We start from the raw sequence: 16019 nt of genomic DNA on the forward strand, positions 1-16019 counted from the left end.
GAGGATCGAAGACGACAAAAAAGGCCCCGGATCGCTCCGGGGCCTTTCGCGTCTCTCGACTGAGTCCAGCTGGACTCAGGTGTTCATCGACTGGAAGAAGTCGCCGTTGGTCTTCGACTGGCGCAGCTTGTCGAGCAGGAACTCGATCGCGTCCGAGGCGCCCATCGGGTTGAGGATGCGGCGCAGGACATAGGTCTTCTGCAGCTGGTCGCGCGGCGTGATGAGCTCTTCCTTGCGGGTGCCGGACTTGAGCACGTCGATCGCCGGGAAGATGCGCTTGTCGGCCACCTTGCGGTCCAGGACGATTTCCGAGTTACCGGTGCCCTTGAACTCTTCGAAGATGACTTCGTCCATCCGGCTGCCGGTGTCGATCAGGGCCGTGGCGATGATCGATAGCGAACCGCCCTCCTCCACGTTCCGCGCCGCGCCGAAGAAGCGCTTCGGGCGCTGCAGGGCGTTGGCGTCGACACCGCCGGTCAGCACCTTGCCCGACGACGGGACGGTGGTGTTGTAGGCGCGGCCCAGACGGGTGACCGAGTCCAGCAGGATGACGACGTCGCGCTTGTGCTCGACCAAGCGCTTGGCCTTCTCGATGACCATCTCGGCCACCTGGACGTGGCGGGTCGCCGGTTCGTCGAAGGTCGAGGCGATGACCTCGCCCTTCACCGTGCGCTGCATGTCGGTGACTTCTTCCGGGCGCTCGTCGATCAAGAGGACGATCAGGTAGCACTCGGGGTGATTGGTCTCGATCGACTTGGCGATGTTCTGCAGCATGACCGTCTTACCCACGCGCGGCGGGGCGACGATCAGGCAGCGCTGACCCTTGCCCAGCGGCGCGACGATGTCGATCACGCGGCCCGAGCGATCCTTCACGGTCGGATCGGGCAGCTCCATGTTCAGGCGCTCTTCGGGATAGAGCGGCGTCAGGTTGTCGAAGTGCACCTTGTGGCGCACGTTCTCGGGGCTCTCGAAATTGATCTTCGAGACATTGGTCAGGGCGAAGTAGCGCTCGCCTTCACGCGGTGAGCGGATGGCGCCGTCGACGCTGTCGCCGGTCCGCAGGCCATACTTGCGAATCTGCGAGGGCGAGACGTAGATGTCGTCCGGGCCCGGCAGATAGTTGGCTTCCGGCGAGCGCAGGAAGCCGAAGCCGTCCTGCAGCACTTCCATGGTGCCCGACCCCGAGATCTCCACGCCTTCTTCGGCGAGAGTCTTCAGGATGGCGAACATCATGTCCTGCTTGCGCATGGAGTTGGCGTTCTCGACCTCGAAGGTCTCGGCGAACGCCAGCAGGTCGGCCGGGGATTTCTCCTTCAGCTCCTGCAGGGACATCGACTTCAAGCCCAGGGCCGCGACGGCCTCGGCGATGCCGGAGCCGTCATCGTCGCCTTCGCCCTCGCCTTCCGATTCGACGGAGGCTTCGGTGGCGACGTCGGCGGTGTCCGCGACGGTGTCTTCGATGGTCGCCTCTTCGGCGCCCATACCTTCCGAGGAGGTGATCTGGTTTTCGGTTTCTTCGGTCATGACAAGACTCAAGGGTGGGCGCGGACCCCACGACGGAATCCGGCCGGTAGAACTTCATGGATCACGCCCGGTCATACCGGGACATGCGCGTCGATTGACGATGACGCGGATCGTTAGGGGGACAGACCTTGGAGCGGATCGCTCGCGGGGCGCGCCAGGACGGGCGCCGGTCCGTGAAGGAAAGGGTTCACAACGCGTGAACCCGTCTCGGATGCAAACCACGCGGCGGGCGGCGGGTCAAGCGCCGCGACCGCCTGGAGCGTTTTCCGATCAGTGTGAAGCGGTGATCGGATCGCTCCAAACCTTGGAGGTGGAGCCATTCTGCCCGATCGGATCGTTCAATCAGATGGGAAGGGCTCTAGTGGTTCAGGAACTTGGTCGTCACCGCGATGACGATGACGATCGCCAGCACGAACGGGATCTCGTTGGTGATCCGCCAGAACTTCTCCGAGCGGACGTTCTGGCCCTTCTCGAACTTCTTGCGCGAGGCCGACAGGAAGCCGTGCCAGCCGTAGAGGCCGACCAAAGCGACCAGCTTGGTCGCCATCCAAGGCTCGGCCAAGAAGCCCCAGCCGCGGATCTGGCTGTCGGCCAGGATCAGGCCCAGGCCGAACAGCGCCGTCGCGATCGAGGCGGGATTAATGATCCCACGCAGCAGCCGGCGCTCCATGACCTTGAAGGTCTCGTCCATCTCCGAGCCCGGCGCGGCCTTGGTGTGATAGACGAACAGGCGCGGCAGATAGAGCATCCCGGCCATGAAGGCGATGACCGACAGGATGTGAAGACCGCGCACCAGGTTGAAGTGCGCCACCAGGAAATCCATCACGCCGCAGCTCCCTCTTTGCGCGGACACTTGGACCATTCAGCACCGCAGCGCCAGCCGCAGGCCGGCGCGGTCGAACCGCTTCGCGCCAGCGCCTGGCTCACCGCCTTGGCCAGGCCGTCGATGAACACCGGCGCGGGCCCCAGCGCCGGAACCCGCACATAGGGCGCCGCGCCAACCTCCTTGGCCAGTTCGGCGTATTCGTGATCCAGCTCGACCAGCGTCTCGACATGCTCGGAGACGAAGGCGATCGGCGTGACCATCACCCCTTTGCCCTCGGCGCCGGCCCGGCGGATCTCCTCGTCGGTGGACGGACCAATCCACTTCATCGGCCCGACCCGGCTCTGGTAGCAGACGGTCCAGTCCAGATCGGCCGGCAATCGGGCGGCGACGGCCGCGGCCGTGGCCTCGATCTGCTTCTGGTAGGGATCGCCGGCCAGGATCACCTTCTCGGGAAGGCCATGGGCCGAGAACAGCAGCCTGACGTTCCTGGGCGAACCGGCCTTTTCCCAGGTCTCGCGGATCGCCTGGGCGTGGGCTTCGATCAGGCCGTCCTGCGTCGGGTAGCAGCAGACGGTCGTCTCGCGGCCGGGCCCCTTGTAGGTCTCGCGCCAAGCCTTCAGCGACGATCCGGTCGTCGTCGTCGAGAACTGCGGATAGAGCGGCAGCAGCACGACGTCATCCGGCGCGAAGGCCTTCACGCGCCTGGCCGTCTCGCCCGTCAGCGGGTTCCAGTAGCGCATGGCGATGAAGCACCGGGCCTCGACCTCGGGCAGCACCCTGGCCAGCTCGGCCTCGAGCGCCTTGGCCTGCGCCTCCGTCTCGGGCAGCAGCGGCGAGCCGCCGCCCATGATCGCGTAGTTGGCCTTGGCGGTCTTCTCGCGGGCGGTCGAGATCAACGCCGCCAGCGGATAGCGGGCGATCGCGGGCAGGCCGATGATCGCCGGATCGCGGAACAGGTTGAACAGGAACGGCCGCACCGCGCGCGGACCATCCGGCCCGCCGAGGTTGAACAGGACGACGGCGAGCTTTCGGCTCATCTGGCGACCTTCTGGCCCGTCACGCGCTCCAGCACCGCCTCGACGTGGGCGATGGGGGTGTCCGGCAGGATGCCGTGGCCCAGATTGAAGATGTAGGGGCCCTGGTTCCACTGATCCAGAAGCTCGTCGACCCGCTTGAGCAGCGCATCGCCGCCGGCCCGCAGCAGCAGCGGATCCAGAGCCCCCTGGATAGTCTTCGATTTCTGGATCGATTGACCCAGCTTGGCCGAGGCCTGGGTGTCGAGCGCCACGCCCTGCACCGGAACCTCTGCGGCATAGCCCTCGACCAGGGTCCCGGCTCCGCGCGGGAAGCCGATGATCGGCACGGTGACGCCGCGCGCCCGCAGGCCCTCGACGATCTTCGTGTGCGGCTTGGTGACCAGGCGGTCGAACAACGGCTCGGACAGGCCCTCGGCCCAGCTTTCGAACAGCTTCACGGCTTGTGCGCCGGCGTCGACCTGCATGGCCAGATAGTCGATCGTCGAGTCGACCAGCACCTGGATCAGCGCGTCGGTCGTCTCGGGGTTCTGGTAGGCGAAGGTTCGCGCGCCGCTGCGGTCGCTGGAGCCCTTCTCGATCATGTAGGTCGCCACCGTCCACGGCGCGCCGGCGAAGCCGATCAGGGCCTTCCGCGGATCAAGCGCCGAGCGAACGCGCGTGAGCGTCTCCCCGACGAGCGAGAGGGCCTTGCCCGCTTCCCCAGCCCTTTCGGCCATGGACTCGACCGATGGCATCTCGCCCAGCTTGGGACCTTCGCCGGCCTCGAACCAGACCTTCTGGCCCAGGGCGCCGGGGATCAGCAGGATGTCGGCGAAGACGATGGCCGCGTCGAATGGAAACCGCCGCATCGGCTGCAGCGTCACCTCGGCCGCCTTCTCGGGATCGAAGCAGAAGCTGATGAAGTCCGGCGCCGTCGCCCGCACCGCCCTGTACTCGGGCAGGTACCGGCCCGCTTGGCGCATGAACCAGATCGGAGGATTGGCATGCGTCTCGCCGGAGAGCGCGGAGAGAAATTTCGGGGTCTTGGCGTTTGGTGTCTGGGAGGACGAGGTCATGGCCTGGGTTAAAGCCCGGCCAGCGCTCCGGCTCAAGTCCGTAAGCGTCCCAGGTCCTTTCTATCATTTCTTAATAAGAAATTAAGATTGAAAGAAGCGGTTGGAGGGCAACTGCACAGTGGGGAAAACGCCTGACGGGCGAGTGAATCCCACACCGAATGGACCGTTGCCCCCAGCCCTTCCCACATGTGGTTAAGACTCTGTTAATCCTGTGGACGGCTTGGCAGGGCCTTGAAGGTCTTAATGAAATCTTAATCGCGCCGGCGACGTCAAAGACCCTTCGCCAGACTCGTCCCCGGTTTGGGACAAGTGGGATTCAAGACTTCTGGGATGCGGGGCGAGCCTGGGGATGGTAGGCGAGCAATGCGACCGTTTATCACAGCGGCGCTATGACACGACGCCTCTGGGCCAGATCGGCGCCCGGGCGTCCCCAGAGGCAGGACAAGTGGTTAAACAACCGTTAACGGATGATCCACAGGAGAGTCTGGCGACCGGAGGCGAGAGCGAGCGGTTGCCGCCGCGCTTCGCCACCTATTTCCATATCCACCTGGTGTCGGACTCCACGGGCGAAACCCTCAACGCCATGGCGCGCGCGGTCTGCGCCCGGTTCACCGACATCCTGCCCATCGAACACATCTACGCGCTGGTCCGTTCCACCCGGCAGTTGGACCGGGCGCTGGAAGAGATCGCCGGCGCGCCGGGCGTGGTGATGCACACCATCGTCGATCCCGGCCTGCGCACGGCGCTGGAGGAAGGCTGCCGACGTCTTGAGATGCCCTGCATCGCGGCGTTGGATCCGGTCATCAGCGCCATGTCGCGCTATCTGGGCGCGCGGATTTCGACCCGGGTCGGCGCCCAGCACGCCCTGACCAATGACTACTTCGACCGGATCGAGGCGCTGGACTACGCCATCGCCCACGATGACGGCCAGGGCGGCCAGGACCTGACAAGGGCCGACGTGATCCTGGTCGGGGTGTCGCGGACCTCCAAGACCCCGACCTGCATCTATCTGGCCCATCGGGGCGTGCGCGCCGCCAATGTCCCGCTGATCCCCGACCGGCCGCCGCCGTCCGAGCTGTTCGAGCTGAAGAACACCCTGATCGTCGGCCTGATCACCTCGCCCGACCGCCTGATCCAGATCCGCCGCAACCGCCTGCTCTCCCTGAAGGAGAACCGCGAGAGCGACTATGTCGACGCCGACGCCGTGCGCCAGGAGATCATCGCCGCCCGCCGCCTGTTCGAACGGATGAACTGGCCGGTGATCGACATCACCCGCCGTTCGGTCGAGGAGACGGCCGCGGCGGTGATCAACCTGCTGTCAGGCGGTCGTGGCAAGGTCGAGGTCCTGGGATGACGCTGACGCCCGTGACCCTGGCGTCGAAGAGCGCGACCCGGCAGATGATCCTCAAAAACGCCGGAGTCGCCTTCGAGGCGGTCAGTCCTGGCGTCGACGAGGATGCGGCCAAGGCCGCCCTGCTGGCCGAAGGCGTTCCGCCGCGCGATATCGCCGACGCCCTGGCCGAGATGAAGGCCGTCAAGGTTTCGGCCAAGCGGCCGGGCCTGGTCATCGGCGCGGACCAGACGCTGGATCTGCGTGGCAAGCTGATCGACAAGGTCGACACTCTGGACGAGGCCCGCGCCCGCCTGCTGGAGCTGCGCGGCCAGGTCCACAAGCTGCACTCGGCCGTGGTGGTGGCCCGCGACGGCCAGCCGATCTGGCGGATCGTCGAGACGGCCAAACTGTCGGTCCGCCCATTCAGCGAGGCGTGGCTCGACCAGTATATAGAGCGACGCGGCGAGGCCCTGCTGTGGTCGGTCGGCTGCTACGAACTCGAAAGCGAGGGCGTGCAGCTGTTCGACCAGGTCGACGGGGACTACTTCGCCATACTGGGCCTGCCGCTGGTGGGTCTGCTCGACTTCCTGCGCCTGCACGGAGCGCTCGCGTCATGAGTTCGACCATCACGGGCGCGGCGGTCGTCGGCGGCGTCTGCGGCCAGCCGATCCGGCATTCGATGAGTCCGGTGATCCACAACGCCTGGATCCAGGCCGCCGGCCTCGACGCGGCCTATGTGCCGTTCGCCCCGGCCGCCGAGCGGTTCGAGACCTTCGTCGAGGGCCTGCGCGGCGGCGCGGTTCGGGGCCTCAACGTGACCATTCCGTTCAAGGAGCGGGCGCTGGCCCTGGCCGACACCGCCAGCGACCTGGCGAAGATGGCCGGCGCGGCGAATCTGCTGATCTTCGCCGAGGATGGCTCGGTCCATGCCGACAACACCGACGGACCGGGCCTTCTGGGCGCGATCGCGGCGCAGGCTTCGGGCTTCGAGGTCTCGGCCGCGCCGGTGGTCATCCTCGGCGCGGGGGGCGCGGCGCGGGGCGCGGTGGCCGCCCTGCTGCTGGCCGGCGCGCCCGAGATCCGGATCGTCAACCGCACCCTGGCCCGGGCCGAGGACCTGGCCGAGGCTTTCGGCGCCAAGGTGGTCGCGGCCGAGGAGGCCACCCTGCCCCGGCTGCTGGCCGACGCGGGCCTGGTCATCAACGCCACGTCCCTGGGTCTGGGCGGCGGCGAGGGTCCGGCGGCGGACCTGACCCTGACGCCCGCGGCCGCCGTGGTCGTGGACATGGTCTACAAGCCGCTGCGCACCGAATTCCTGCGTCGCGCCGAAGCGGCCGGCCGGCGTACGGTCGATGGTCTCGAAATGCTGCTTCGCCAGGCTGTCCCCTCGTTCGAGGCGATCTACGGCGTCGCGCCGCCGGCCGGCGTCGACGTTCGCGCCATGGCTCTGAAACTCCTGGGAGAAGCCTGATCATGCTTGTGCTGGGCCTGACCGGTTCGATCGGCATGGGCAAGTCCACGACCTCGGCCATGTTCGAGGCCGAGGGCGCGCCCGTCTACGACTCCGACGCCGCCGTCCATGCGCTGTACGCCGCCGGCGGGGCGGCCGTCGCCCCGGTCGAGGCGGCCTTTCCGGGCGTGGTGGTCGACGGCGCGATCGACCGCGCCAGGCTCAGCGCCCGGGTCGTGGGCGATCCGCAGGCTCTGGCCAAGCTGGAGTCGATCGTCCATCCGCTGGTCGGCGCCGACCGGATCGGCTTCTTCCAGAAGGCGCAGGCCGAGGGGCGCGACATCGTCGTCCTCGACGTCCCCCTGCTGTTCGAGACCGGTGGCCAGAAGAGCGTCGACAAGGTCGTCGTCGTCACCGCCCCGCCCGAGGTCCAGCGCGCGCGCGTCCTGGCCCGTCCGGACATGACGCCCGAGAAGTTCGAGGCCATCCTCGCCCGTCAGCTGCCCGACGCCGAAAAGCGCGCCCGCGCCGACTTCGTCATCGATACGGGCCAGGGCCTGGAGCACGCTCGCCAGCAGGTCCGCGACCTTCTGACTCTGTTGAGAACTTCCCGCTCCGCTTGAAGCGCGGGTCGAACCGGCTCAAAGAAGGGCCATGGCCCGCGAGATCATCCTCGACACCGAAACGACCGGCTTCGATCCCAAGACGGGCGACCGTCTGGTCGAAATCGGCTGCATCGAGGTGATCGACTTCATGCCGACCGGCCGTTCGTTCCACGAATATTGCGATCCGTTGCGCGACATGCCGGCCGAGGCCGAGAAGGTTCACGGTCTGTCGTCGGCCTTCCTGACCGGCAAGCCCAAGTTCCACGAGGTCGCCGACCGCTTCGTCGAGTTCGTCGGCGACAGCGTGGTCGTCGCGCACAACGCCGCCTTCGACCGCCAGTTCGTCAATTTCGAGCTGCAGAAGTGCGGCCGCGCGCCGATCCACGACGACCGCTGGATCGACACCCTGGCCATGGCCAAGAAGCGCTTTCCGGGCATGTACAACTCGCTCGACGCGCTGTGCAAACGCTTCAAGATCAGCCTGGAAAGCCGCGACAAGCACGGCGCCCTGATCGACGCCCACCTGCTGGCCGAGGTCTATCTAGAGCTGCAGGGCGGCAAGGAACGGGCCCTCGAACTGACCCACACGGTCGAGGCGCTGGCGATCTCGGCGGCCGTTCAGGGCTCGTACGGGGCTCGCTCCCGGCCGCTCGCGCCGCGCTCGACCGACGCCGAGCGCGAGGTTCACGCCGCCTGGGTGCGAAAGAACCTCAAGGACCAGGCGCTCTGGATCAAGTTCGGCGTGGTCGCCGCCGAGGGCTAAGCCCTGGGACAGGACGCTGTCTTCCAGGTGATCATGAGGTTGATCGACTCGGACGCCTCAACGAAAGAGGTAGAAAGTCCGGTTGATAGGCGGAAACCCAAATCTAGGACAGAAAATGTCCTGATACGCGCATTGTCTAGGTCATATTGTCGCGCCCGATGATGTATTAATCACGAATTCACCGGCCTGACCGATCCACTTCGCCCAATAATTCTCGTTTTCTAGGAAAACAGGGCGATCTGACGTGCGAAAAATATTTCCCGTAACTCTGTTCGCGGCCACCATGCTGGCCAGCGTCGCCTCCGCGCAAGAAGCGCCCAAGGCGGACGCCGTCGTCCTGGAAGAACTGAAGGCGCAGATCCGCGTCATGCAGGAGCGGATCCAGGCCTTGGAAGCCAAGGCCAACGCGCCCGCGCCGACAGCGGTGGCGACCGCCGCCCCGGCTCCCGCCGCGACCAAGGCCGCGCCGGCGGCCGGCGTGACCCAGATCAAGTGGGAAAACTCGCCGCGCTTCACCGAAGCCAGCGGCACGACCTTCAAGATGCGCGGCCGGGTCATGCTGGACGCCGTCGACGTCAACGTCGATCGCGAGACGGGCGCGTCCTACAAGTCCCGCCAATTCCGGGCTCGTCAGCTGTTCCTCGGCGCCGAGGGCCAGGTCGGCCCCTGGGCGTATCGCCTGGAAGGCGGCGCGGCGAACGGCTCGGGCTGGGCCTGGGACGACGCGGTCGTCGAATACAAGACCAAGGGCGGCACGCTGCTGACGCTGGGCAACCAGAAGGTCGGCGGTCTCGAGAACCTCACCTCGATCAAGACCATGACCTTCATGGAGCGCGGGCCGTTCGGCGACCTGACCGACGCCGGGTTCGTGCTGGCGGCCCAGGCCACGCACGTGGGCCGCAACTGGTCCGTCCGCGCCGCGCTGCAGGGCGACTCCATCAACAAGGCCGACGCTTCCGCCGCCGCCTACGACGTCAACAACGCCAAGGAGCGCTCGGGCGCCATGGCCCGTGTCTCGTGGGCCCCGGTCATGACCCCGACCGACACCGTCCACCTGGGCGCCTGGGCTCGCTATCGCGACGTCGGCGGCGAGACCGCCTTCACCTATTCGAGCGCCGGCAACAGCGCCTATCGCCCGCAGACCTCGGCCGGCGGCGTGCTGCTGTCGACCGGCGCGGTGGGCAAGAGCGACACGACCCTGGGTGTCGAAGCCGCCTGGGCCCGCAAGAGCCTGTCGGTTCAGGGCGAAGTCGCCAATGTCCACGTCGACCGCATCGCCACCGCGCTGAGCGCCGCCAACGGCGGCCAGGACTTCGATATCGTCACCGGCTACGCGGCGGTCAGCTGGTTCCCGACCGGCGAGACGCGGCCCTACAGCGCCGGCGGCCTGTTCGGGAAGATCAAGGTCCTGCATCCGATCGACAAGGGCGGCATGGGCGCCTACGAACTGGCCCTGCGCTACGACTACGGCGATCTGAGCGACATGCGCGCCAACACCGCGACCGCCCTGGCCAGCCAGCCTGGCCTGGCCACGGCCGGGACCTACAAGGGCGTGACGGCGGGTCTGAACTGGTACCCCTACAGCAACGTCCGCTTCATGGCGAACGTCACCCGGGCCAAGATCAACAACCGTCCGATCGGAACGCTGGAGAACGACGCGGACGTGACCGTCTTCCAGGCCCGGACCCAGATCGAATTCTAACCGGCGACCTCGGCGCTTCTTGGTTGTCTGGAGACCTATTGCATGTCCTTCCTGAAGAACATCTCGATCCGTAACAAGATCATGCTGTCGTTTGGCCTGCTGCTGGGCGCCGCGGTGGCGATGATCCTCAGCGTCTTCCTTCAGTTGACGGGCATGCAACAGGCCATCCGCCTGAACGATGAGAGCAAGTCGATCATCGACCAGACCCAGACCGCCGAGAAGGGCGTTCTGCGCGTCAACTCCCAGATGCGCGGGGTGTTGCTGACCGGCAGCGCCAAATACATGGGCTCCTACACCGAAGGCTGGAAGCAGTTCGACGAGGCGATCGCCAAGCTCGAAGGCTCCAACCTGACCGCCGAGGAAAAGACGGCCCTGGCCACGGTCAAGGCCGACGCCAAGCAGTGGCTGGACCAGTACGGCGCGCCCCTGACCGAAGCCGCCCTGGATCCGGCCCGGCGCGACGCGGGTCGCGAGACCCTGATCGCCGCCGGCGAAAAGGCGCGGGTGACCCACATCACGAAAAAGGTCACGGCGATCCGCAAGATCGAGCAGGGCCGCATGGCCGTGCGGGAGGCCGCCCAGCATCGGGCGATCTTCTCGTCGCTCGCCGTCCTGATCGGCGGCGGCGTGGGCCTCGTGGTCATCGCCGTGGGCATGGGCTGGCAACTGACGACGCTGGTCGCCGCCCCGGTCGGCCGGATGACCCAGTCGATGCTGCGGCTGGCCGACGGCGATTTCGACGTCGAGGTCCCCGACCGCGATCGCGCCGACGAGGTCGGTTCGCTGTCGCGCGCGTTCGAGACCTTCAAGGAAAACAGCCTCAAGGCCATCCGTCTCGAGAAGGAAACCAGCGCCATGCGCGAGGCCGGCGAGGCCGAGCGCGCCAAGACCGAGAGCCAGCGGGCGCGCGAGGCGGCCGAGGATCGCGCGGTGATCGAGGCGCTGGGCCGTGGTCTGCACGCGCTGTCGACCGGCGACCTGACCCATCGCATCACCGAGCCCCTGGCGGCCAAGTCCGAGCAGCTGAAGGAAGACTTCAACGCCTCCATCGCCAAGCTGGAGACGGTCATCTCGGGCGTGCGCAACGCCGTGATGACGATCAGCGGCGGCGCGCGGGAGATCTCTGTGGCCTCGGACGACCTGTCGCGCCGCACCGAGCAGCAGGCGGCCAGCCTCGAAGAGACCGCCGCGGCGCTCGAAGAGATCACCGCCACCGTCAACAAGACCGCCGAGGGCGCGAGCCATGCCCGCACCGCGGTCAGCGGCGCCAAGACCGACGCCGAGAACGGCGGTCAGATCGCCGAGCGGGCGGTGACGGCCATGACCGAGATCGAGCAGAGCTCGCACCAGATCACCCAGATCATCGGCGTGATCGACGAGATCGCCTTCCAGACCAACCTCTTGGCCCTGAACGCCGGGGTCGAGGCGGCGCGGGCGGGCGAGGCCGGCCGAGGCTTCGCGGTCGTCGCCCAGGAAGTGCGGGCCCTGGCCCAGCGCTCAGCCGACGCGGCCAAGGAAATCAAGTCGCTGATCAACCTGTCGACCAACCAGGTCACCGTCGGCGTCGACCTGGTCGGCCAGACCGGCAAGGCGCTGGAGAGCATCGTCGCCCAGGTTCTCGACGTCAGCACGATCGTGCGCGAGATCGCGGCCTCCGCCCAAGAGCAGGCCACGGGCCTGGGTCAGGTGAACGTCGCCGTCAACCAGATGGATCAGGTGACGCAGCAGAACGCCGCCATGGTCGAGCAGTCCACCGCCGCCAGCCACGGCCTGGCCACCGAGGCCGACGAACTGGCCCGCCTGATGAGCCAGTTCAAGGTCGGCGAGCAGGCGGCTCGAGCGCTGGCGGCCTAATCCTCGGCGAGCAAGGCGCCGATGCGGTCGGCGTCCTCGGGCGTCGTTGGATTGTAGACGATCATCGCAAGATCGGGCCGTCCCTCGACCGCGAAGGCCGAATATTCGAAGGACATCTCGCCGAGCTGCGGATGCCGGAGCCGTTTGACGCCTTCGCCGTGATGGCTGACGTCATGAGCAGCCCACAGCGCGGCGAACTCGGGACTGCGCAGGCTGAGCTCCTCGACCAGGGCGGCGGCGGTCGCCTCGGCCATCGCCCCGGCTCGCGCCACGTCGACCCGGAACGCGGCCACGACAAATCGCGCCACGCTTTCCCAGTCGAAGTTCGCCGCGCGCGACCGGGGATCGCAGAAGATCCGCCGCAGGATGTTGCGCTCTTCGGGCGGCGCGGCGCCGTAGTCGCCGAAGACCACGGTGGCCGCTCGGTTCCAGGCCACGATGTCCCAGGTCAGGGTCTTGATCATGGCCGGGCTGGGGTCGAGGGCGTCCAGGACGCGCTGGAGGCGAGGCGAGACACCCTGGGCCTGGCGATAGCGCGGCTCCGGCGGCCGGCCCAGGCCCAGCAGGAACAGATGCTCGCGCTCGACGTCGGTCAGCATCAGAGCGCGGGCGATGCGGTCCAGCACGTCCGCCGACGGCGCGCCGCCTCGACCTTGCTCCAGCCAGGTGTACCAGGTGGCGCTGATGTGGGCGCGCTGGGCGACCTCCTCGCGGCGCAGGCCTGGCGTCCGCCGTCGGGACGCTGGGAAGCCAAGGGCCGTGGCGTCCAGCCGCGCGCGGCGGTCGCGCAGGTAGGCGCCCAACCTGGCTTCAGAGGCCAACTTGGTTTCGGAGGCCAACCTGCTTTCAGAGGAAAGGCGGTTCTCGCTCGTCGTCGGCGCATTCATCCTGTTAGACTTTATACCCGTATAAGATCACGACTTTAACAGGATGATCATAGACCCCAGGATCAACGGGTAAATCTCGGAGATCAGTCTCATGCGTGTTTTTGTCACCGGCGCCACGGGCTTCGTCGGATCGGCCGTGGTTCGGGAGCTGCTCGCTCATGGCCATCGGGTTTTGGGTCTGGCGCGATCGGAGAGTGGCGCGGACCAACTGAAGGCGGCGGGCGCGGAAGCCGTGCGCGGGACCCTCGACGACCTGGACAAGCTGACCGAAAGCGCGGCCGCCTGCGACGGCGTGATCCACACCGCCTTCAACCACGACTTCTCGAAGTTCGCGGAGAACAGCCAGCAGGATCGCCGGGCGATCCAGGTCCTGGGCGCGGCGCTTGAAGGTACGGCCAAGCCGATCCTGGTGACGTCGGGCACGGCCATGCTGGCGCCCGGCCGTGTCGCCACGGAGGAAGACAGGCCCTCGGGCGCCTCGCCGCGCATGTCAGAGCCGGCGGCCGACGATCTGGTCGCGCGCGGCGTCCACGCCTCGGTCGTCCGCCTGGCCCCGACCACCCACGGCGCCGGCGACCACGGCTTCGTGCCGATGCTGATCGGCCTGGCTCGTGAGAAGGGCGTCTCGGCCTATATCGGCGATGGCTCGAACCCATGGTCGGCCGTGCATCGTCTGGACGCCGCCCGCCTCTATCGCCTGGCGATCGAACGCGGCGCCAAGGGCGAGCGCTATCACGCCGTCGCCGAACAGGCCGTGCCGTTCAAGGTGATCGCCGAAGCGATCGGCAAGGGCCTGGGCCTGCCGGTCGAGAGTCGCGCCGCCGAGCACTTCGGCTGGTTCGCCATGTTCGCGGGCATGGACGCGGCGACCTCCAGCGCCTGGACGCGCCAGACGCTGGGCTGGACGCCGACGCAGCCGGGGCTGCTCGAAGACATGGGGACCGCGGGCTATTTCGCCGGCTAGACCTTCAGGTCCGCCGTCACCGGCGCGTGGTCGCTGGGGCGTTCCCATTCGCGGACGTTGTCGTGGACGCGCGAGGACGCCTTGCCGTCCACGATCGCCGCCTCGCGCAGGCCGGGGCTGGCCAGGATGTGGTCCAGGCGCAGGCCCCGGTTGGACTTTCGGAAGTCGGCGGCGCGATAGCTCCACCAGCTGAACAGCTTTTCCGGCTCGGGCGTGGCCAGGCGCGGCAGGTCCAGGAGGTCCAGCGACTTGACCATGGCGTCGAAGGCCTCGAGCTCGGCCGGGGTGTGGCTGACGATCTTCAGCATCTGGCGGTGGCTCCAGACGTCGTTCTCGCCGGGCGCGATGTTCAGGTCGCCGGTGACGATCAGCGGATCCTTGGGATCGCGACGCTTCAGGGCCGCGGTCAGGGTCTCGTAGAAATCGAGCTTGTGGTCGAACTTCGGATTGGCGGCGCGGTCGGGCAGGTCGCCGCCGGCCGGGATGTAGAAGTTCTGGATCTCGACCCCGGCCACCTTGGCCGCGACGCAGCGGGCGTGGCCCTCGCGGCAGTTCATCAGGGTCGGGACGTCCTCGATCGGCAGGCGCGAGGCGATGGCCACGCCGTGCCAGCCCTTCTGGCCGGCGATCTTCAGGTGTTTCAGGCCCATGGCCTCGAAGGCTTCGCGCGGGAACTCGCCCTCCTGGCACTTGATCTCCTGCATGCACAGGACATCGGGGGCCTGCTCGTCGACGAAACGGGCGGCCTGCTCGGCGCGGAGGCGGACGGAATTGACGTTCCAGGTGGCGATACGGAGGCGCATGAAATGGCTCTAGCGTGGAAACCCGAGCCGTAAAAGAAAAACGCCCCCGGACACCGTGTGTCCCCAAGCCGACCTTGTGTCGGCGTTCAAAAGAAAAACGCCCCCGGACACCGTGTGTCCGGGGGACGAAAGTCTAGTCTCTCATGCCGCCGCCGGGAGGGGATAGAATCCGGCACGGTTCGCGAAGAGCGGGTCGGTCGCTCATCGCCATGCGTGTTAAATATGCCACGTCCAAACTTTTAGTCAAGTGCAAGTCGGGTTGATTCTTGCCTGTTGTGAGAATGTCACAAACTAGGGCCGGCCGGTCTTCGGACGCGGGTCGGTCAGGACGAACAGCTTGGGATCGAGACCCGAGGTCTCTCCGAAGTCGGTGAGCCGGACGCGGATCTGGCCACCCTTGATGTCGGTGACGGTCCAGCCCATCAGGCCGACGGGGCTGTTGGAGAAGTCCAGCGAGATCTTGCCCAGCGCCTGGCGTTTGGCGTCCTGGGCCACGATCGTGAAGCCGTCGGCCAGGGGGCGGACGTCGGTGATCACGACGCCGCGGTCCAGCCGTACCTCGCGGGCCAGCAGCAGGTTCAGCGGCGTCTTGCTGAGCGGATAGCTCTCATAGGTCTTCAGCCGGCTGTCGAAGATGTTGACGTTGTTGCCGTTCGACACGACCAGCAGCCCGGCGGGCGGATCATAGGCGAAGCGCGCCTTGCCTGGACGCTGCAGATAGAAGGTCCCCTGCGTGCGCGTGCCGCGCTGGTCGGTCTGCACGAAGCGGCCCTTGGCCGAGCCCAGGCCCTGGACATAGGCGGTGGCCTTGTCGAGCAGGGCCTTCTGCCCGGCGGTCAGCGGGGCCGGAACCGGCGCGGCGTTCTGGGCCAAGGCTCCAGAGGGAATTCCAGCTGGGGCGAGGACAGCGGCCATGCCGGCCGCGATGAGGAAACGGCGAGTGGTCATGCGAACTCCTTAGCCGCAACCTTGGCCCGCGCGAAGGCCGCCGCGAGGCCATTTTCCGGCGCTCCGATGAAGCGTCGTTCAGGTTGGGAGGCGAAGGAACGCTGGATGAAAGGCCGAGGTTGCCCTTCCCTTCGCACAAATCATGTCATCCCGGATCGGCGCGCTGCGCGCTTGTCCAGGATGACAGCTACTAAAGCGCCGGCGGCGGCGGGGCCAGGATCTCGCGCTTGCCGGCGTGGTTGGCGGCGCCGACGACGCCTTCCTTTTC

The 16019-nt window shown here is 67.1% G+C and carries 16 protein-coding genes; 8 read left to right on the forward strand and 8 right to left on the reverse strand.

The genetic code is table 11. From position 1 onward, the window contains the following. Positions 1 to 75: 75 nt before the first annotated feature. The 4 genes from rho to hemE form a co-directional block, all read right to left on the reverse strand. Positions 76 to 1524, reverse strand: coding sequence for a transcription termination factor Rho (rho, locus tag VJ655_RS12695; protein ID WP_324111590.1), 1449 nt, complete (start codon positions 1522 to 1524; stop codon positions 76 to 78). Between the two features lie 358 nt (positions 1525 to 1882). Beyond that, positions 1883 to 2386 carry a CopD family protein gene (locus VJ655_RS12700; protein WP_324111592.1) on the reverse strand — a complete coding sequence of 168 codons (504 nt, stop codon included), beginning with the start codon at positions 2384 to 2386 and terminating at the stop codon, positions 1883 to 1885. After that, complete coding sequence (gene hemH / locus VJ655_RS12705) at positions 2347 to 3387, reverse strand: ferrochelatase (RefSeq protein ID WP_324111594.1); 1041 nt, start codon at positions 3385 to 3387, stop codon at positions 2347 to 2349. The genes VJ655_RS12700 and hemH overlap by 40 nt, the downstream gene beginning before the upstream one ends. Beyond that, positions 3384 to 4442, reverse strand: coding sequence for a uroporphyrinogen decarboxylase (gene hemE, locus VJ655_RS12710; RefSeq protein ID WP_324111596.1), 1059 nt, complete (start codon positions 4440 to 4442; stop codon positions 3384 to 3386). Before hemE ends, hemH begins: the two co-directional genes overlap by 4 nt. Positions 4443 to 4887: 445 nt before the next feature. Here hemE and VJ655_RS12715 point away from each other — a divergent pair, with 445 nt between their 5' ends. From VJ655_RS12715 to VJ655_RS12745, 7 genes are all read left to right on the forward strand, one after another. Next, positions 4888 to 5796 carry a pyruvate, water dikinase regulatory protein gene (locus tag VJ655_RS12715; RefSeq protein ID WP_324111598.1) on the forward strand — a complete coding sequence of 303 codons (909 nt, stop codon included), beginning with the start codon at positions 4888 to 4890 and terminating at the stop codon, positions 5794 to 5796. After that, on the forward strand, positions 5793 to 6392 hold the full coding sequence (locus VJ655_RS12720; RefSeq protein ID WP_324111600.1) for a Maf family protein: 600 nt from the start codon (positions 5793 to 5795) through the stop codon (positions 6390 to 6392). The genes VJ655_RS12715 and VJ655_RS12720 overlap by 4 nt, the downstream gene beginning before the upstream one ends. Continuing rightward, positions 6389 to 7246 (forward strand): shikimate dehydrogenase, encoded by an 858-nt coding sequence (gene aroE / locus VJ655_RS12725; RefSeq protein WP_324111602.1) that lies wholly within the window; start codon positions 6389 to 6391, stop codon positions 7244 to 7246. The genes VJ655_RS12720 and aroE overlap by 4 nt, the downstream gene beginning before the upstream one ends. Positions 7247 to 7248: 2 nt before the next feature. Further along, positions 7249 to 7848, forward strand: coding sequence for a dephospho-CoA kinase (gene coaE, locus VJ655_RS12730; protein WP_324111604.1), 600 nt, complete (start codon positions 7249 to 7251; stop codon positions 7846 to 7848). A gap of 31 nt (positions 7849 to 7879) precedes the next feature. Then, positions 7880 to 8593 carry a DNA polymerase III subunit epsilon gene (dnaQ, locus tag VJ655_RS12735; protein WP_324111606.1) on the forward strand — a complete coding sequence of 238 codons (714 nt, stop codon included), beginning with the start codon at positions 7880 to 7882 and terminating at the stop codon, positions 8591 to 8593. A 283-nt stretch (positions 8594 to 8876) separates the two neighbouring features. Further along, on the forward strand, positions 8877 to 10295 hold the full coding sequence (locus tag VJ655_RS12740) for an OprO/OprP family phosphate-selective porin (protein ID WP_324111608.1): 1419 nt from the start codon (positions 8877 to 8879) through the stop codon (positions 10293 to 10295). Between the two features lie 42 nt (positions 10296 to 10337). Then, a complete protein-coding gene (locus VJ655_RS12745; RefSeq protein WP_324111610.1) occupies positions 10338 to 12149 on the forward strand; it encodes a methyl-accepting chemotaxis protein in 1812 nt (603 codons plus the stop codon). On the opposite strand, the gene VJ655_RS12750 is transcribed toward VJ655_RS12745, so the two are convergent. Then, a complete protein-coding gene (locus tag VJ655_RS12750; RefSeq protein ID WP_324111611.1) occupies positions 12146 to 12970 on the reverse strand; it encodes a helix-turn-helix transcriptional regulator in 825 nt (274 codons plus the stop codon). The genes VJ655_RS12745 and VJ655_RS12750 overlap by 4 nt on opposite strands. 157 nt (positions 12971 to 13127) lie before the next feature. Here VJ655_RS12750 and VJ655_RS12755 point away from each other — a divergent pair, with 157 nt between their 5' ends. Further along, positions 13128 to 14000: an SDR family oxidoreductase gene (locus VJ655_RS12755; RefSeq protein WP_324111613.1), complete on the forward strand. Its 873-nt coding sequence runs from the start codon at positions 13128 to 13130 to the stop codon at positions 13998 to 14000. On the opposite strand, the gene VJ655_RS12760 is transcribed toward VJ655_RS12755, so the two are convergent. The 3 genes from VJ655_RS12760 to VJ655_RS21115 all read right to left on the reverse strand — a co-directional run. Next, complete coding sequence (locus VJ655_RS12760; RefSeq protein WP_324111616.1) at positions 13997 to 14803, reverse strand: exodeoxyribonuclease III; 807 nt, start codon at positions 14801 to 14803, stop codon at positions 13997 to 13999. The two genes, VJ655_RS12755 and VJ655_RS12760, sit on opposite strands and share 4 nt — an antisense overlap. Before the next feature lie 291 nt (positions 14804 to 15094). Next, positions 15095 to 15751, reverse strand: a complete 657-nt coding sequence (locus VJ655_RS12765; RefSeq protein WP_324111618.1) for an outer-membrane lipoprotein carrier protein LolA — start codon at positions 15749 to 15751, stop codon at positions 15095 to 15097. A 190-nt stretch (positions 15752 to 15941) separates the two neighbouring features. Next, on the reverse strand, positions 15942 to 16019 hold a 78-nt coding region (locus VJ655_RS21115), incomplete at its 5' end, for a hypothetical protein (protein ID WP_414646977.1).

Source organism: Caulobacter sp. (assembly GCF_035254145.1).
In the GTDB taxonomy this organism is placed as follows: domain Bacteria; phylum Pseudomonadota; class Alphaproteobacteria; order Caulobacterales; family Caulobacteraceae; genus Caulobacter.

Bases quoted from the DNA above. Each gene is read 5' to 3' on its own strand.
- VJ655_RS12765 (WP_324111618.1), bottom strand. From the start codon at position 15,751: ATGACCACTCGCCGTTTCCTCATCGCGGCCGGCATGGCCGCTGTCCTC.
- coaE (WP_324111604.1), top strand. From the start codon at position 7,249: ATGCTTGTGCTGGGCCTGACCGGTTCGATCGGCATGGGCAAGTCCACG.
- VJ655_RS12760 (WP_324111616.1), bottom strand. From the start codon at position 14,803: ATGCGCCTCCGTATCGCCACCTGGAACGTCAATTCCGTCCGCCTCCGC.
- hemE (WP_324111596.1), bottom strand. From the start codon at position 4,442: ATGACCTCGTCCTCCCAGACACCAAACGCCAAGACCCCGAAATTTCTC.
- dnaQ (WP_324111606.1), top strand. From the start codon at position 7,880: ATGGCCCGCGAGATCATCCTCGACACCGAAACGACCGGCTTCGATCCC.
- VJ655_RS12740 (WP_324111608.1), top strand. From the start codon at position 8,877: ATGCTGGCCAGCGTCGCCTCCGCGCAAGAAGCGCCCAAGGCGGACGCC.
- hemH (WP_324111594.1), bottom strand. From the start codon at position 3,387: ATGAGCCGAAAGCTCGCCGTCGTCCTGTTCAACCTCGGCGGGCCGGAT.
- VJ655_RS12745 (WP_324111610.1), top strand. From the start codon at position 10,338: ATGTCCTTCCTGAAGAACATCTCGATCCGTAACAAGATCATGCTGTCG.
- VJ655_RS12720 (WP_324111600.1), top strand. From the start codon at position 5,793: ATGACGCTGACGCCCGTGACCCTGGCGTCGAAGAGCGCGACCCGGCAG.
- rho (WP_324111590.1), bottom strand. From the start codon at position 1,524: ATGACCGAAGAAACCGAAAACCAGATCACCTCCTCGGAAGGTATGGGC.
- VJ655_RS12700 (WP_324111592.1), bottom strand. From the start codon at position 2,386: ATGGTCCAAGTGTCCGCGCAAAGAGGGAGCTGCGGCGTGATGGATTTC.
- aroE (WP_324111602.1), top strand. From the start codon at position 6,389: ATGAGTTCGACCATCACGGGCGCGGCGGTCGTCGGCGGCGTCTGCGGC.
- VJ655_RS12755 (WP_324111613.1), top strand. From the start codon at position 13,128: ATGCGTGTTTTTGTCACCGGCGCCACGGGCTTCGTCGGATCGGCCGTG.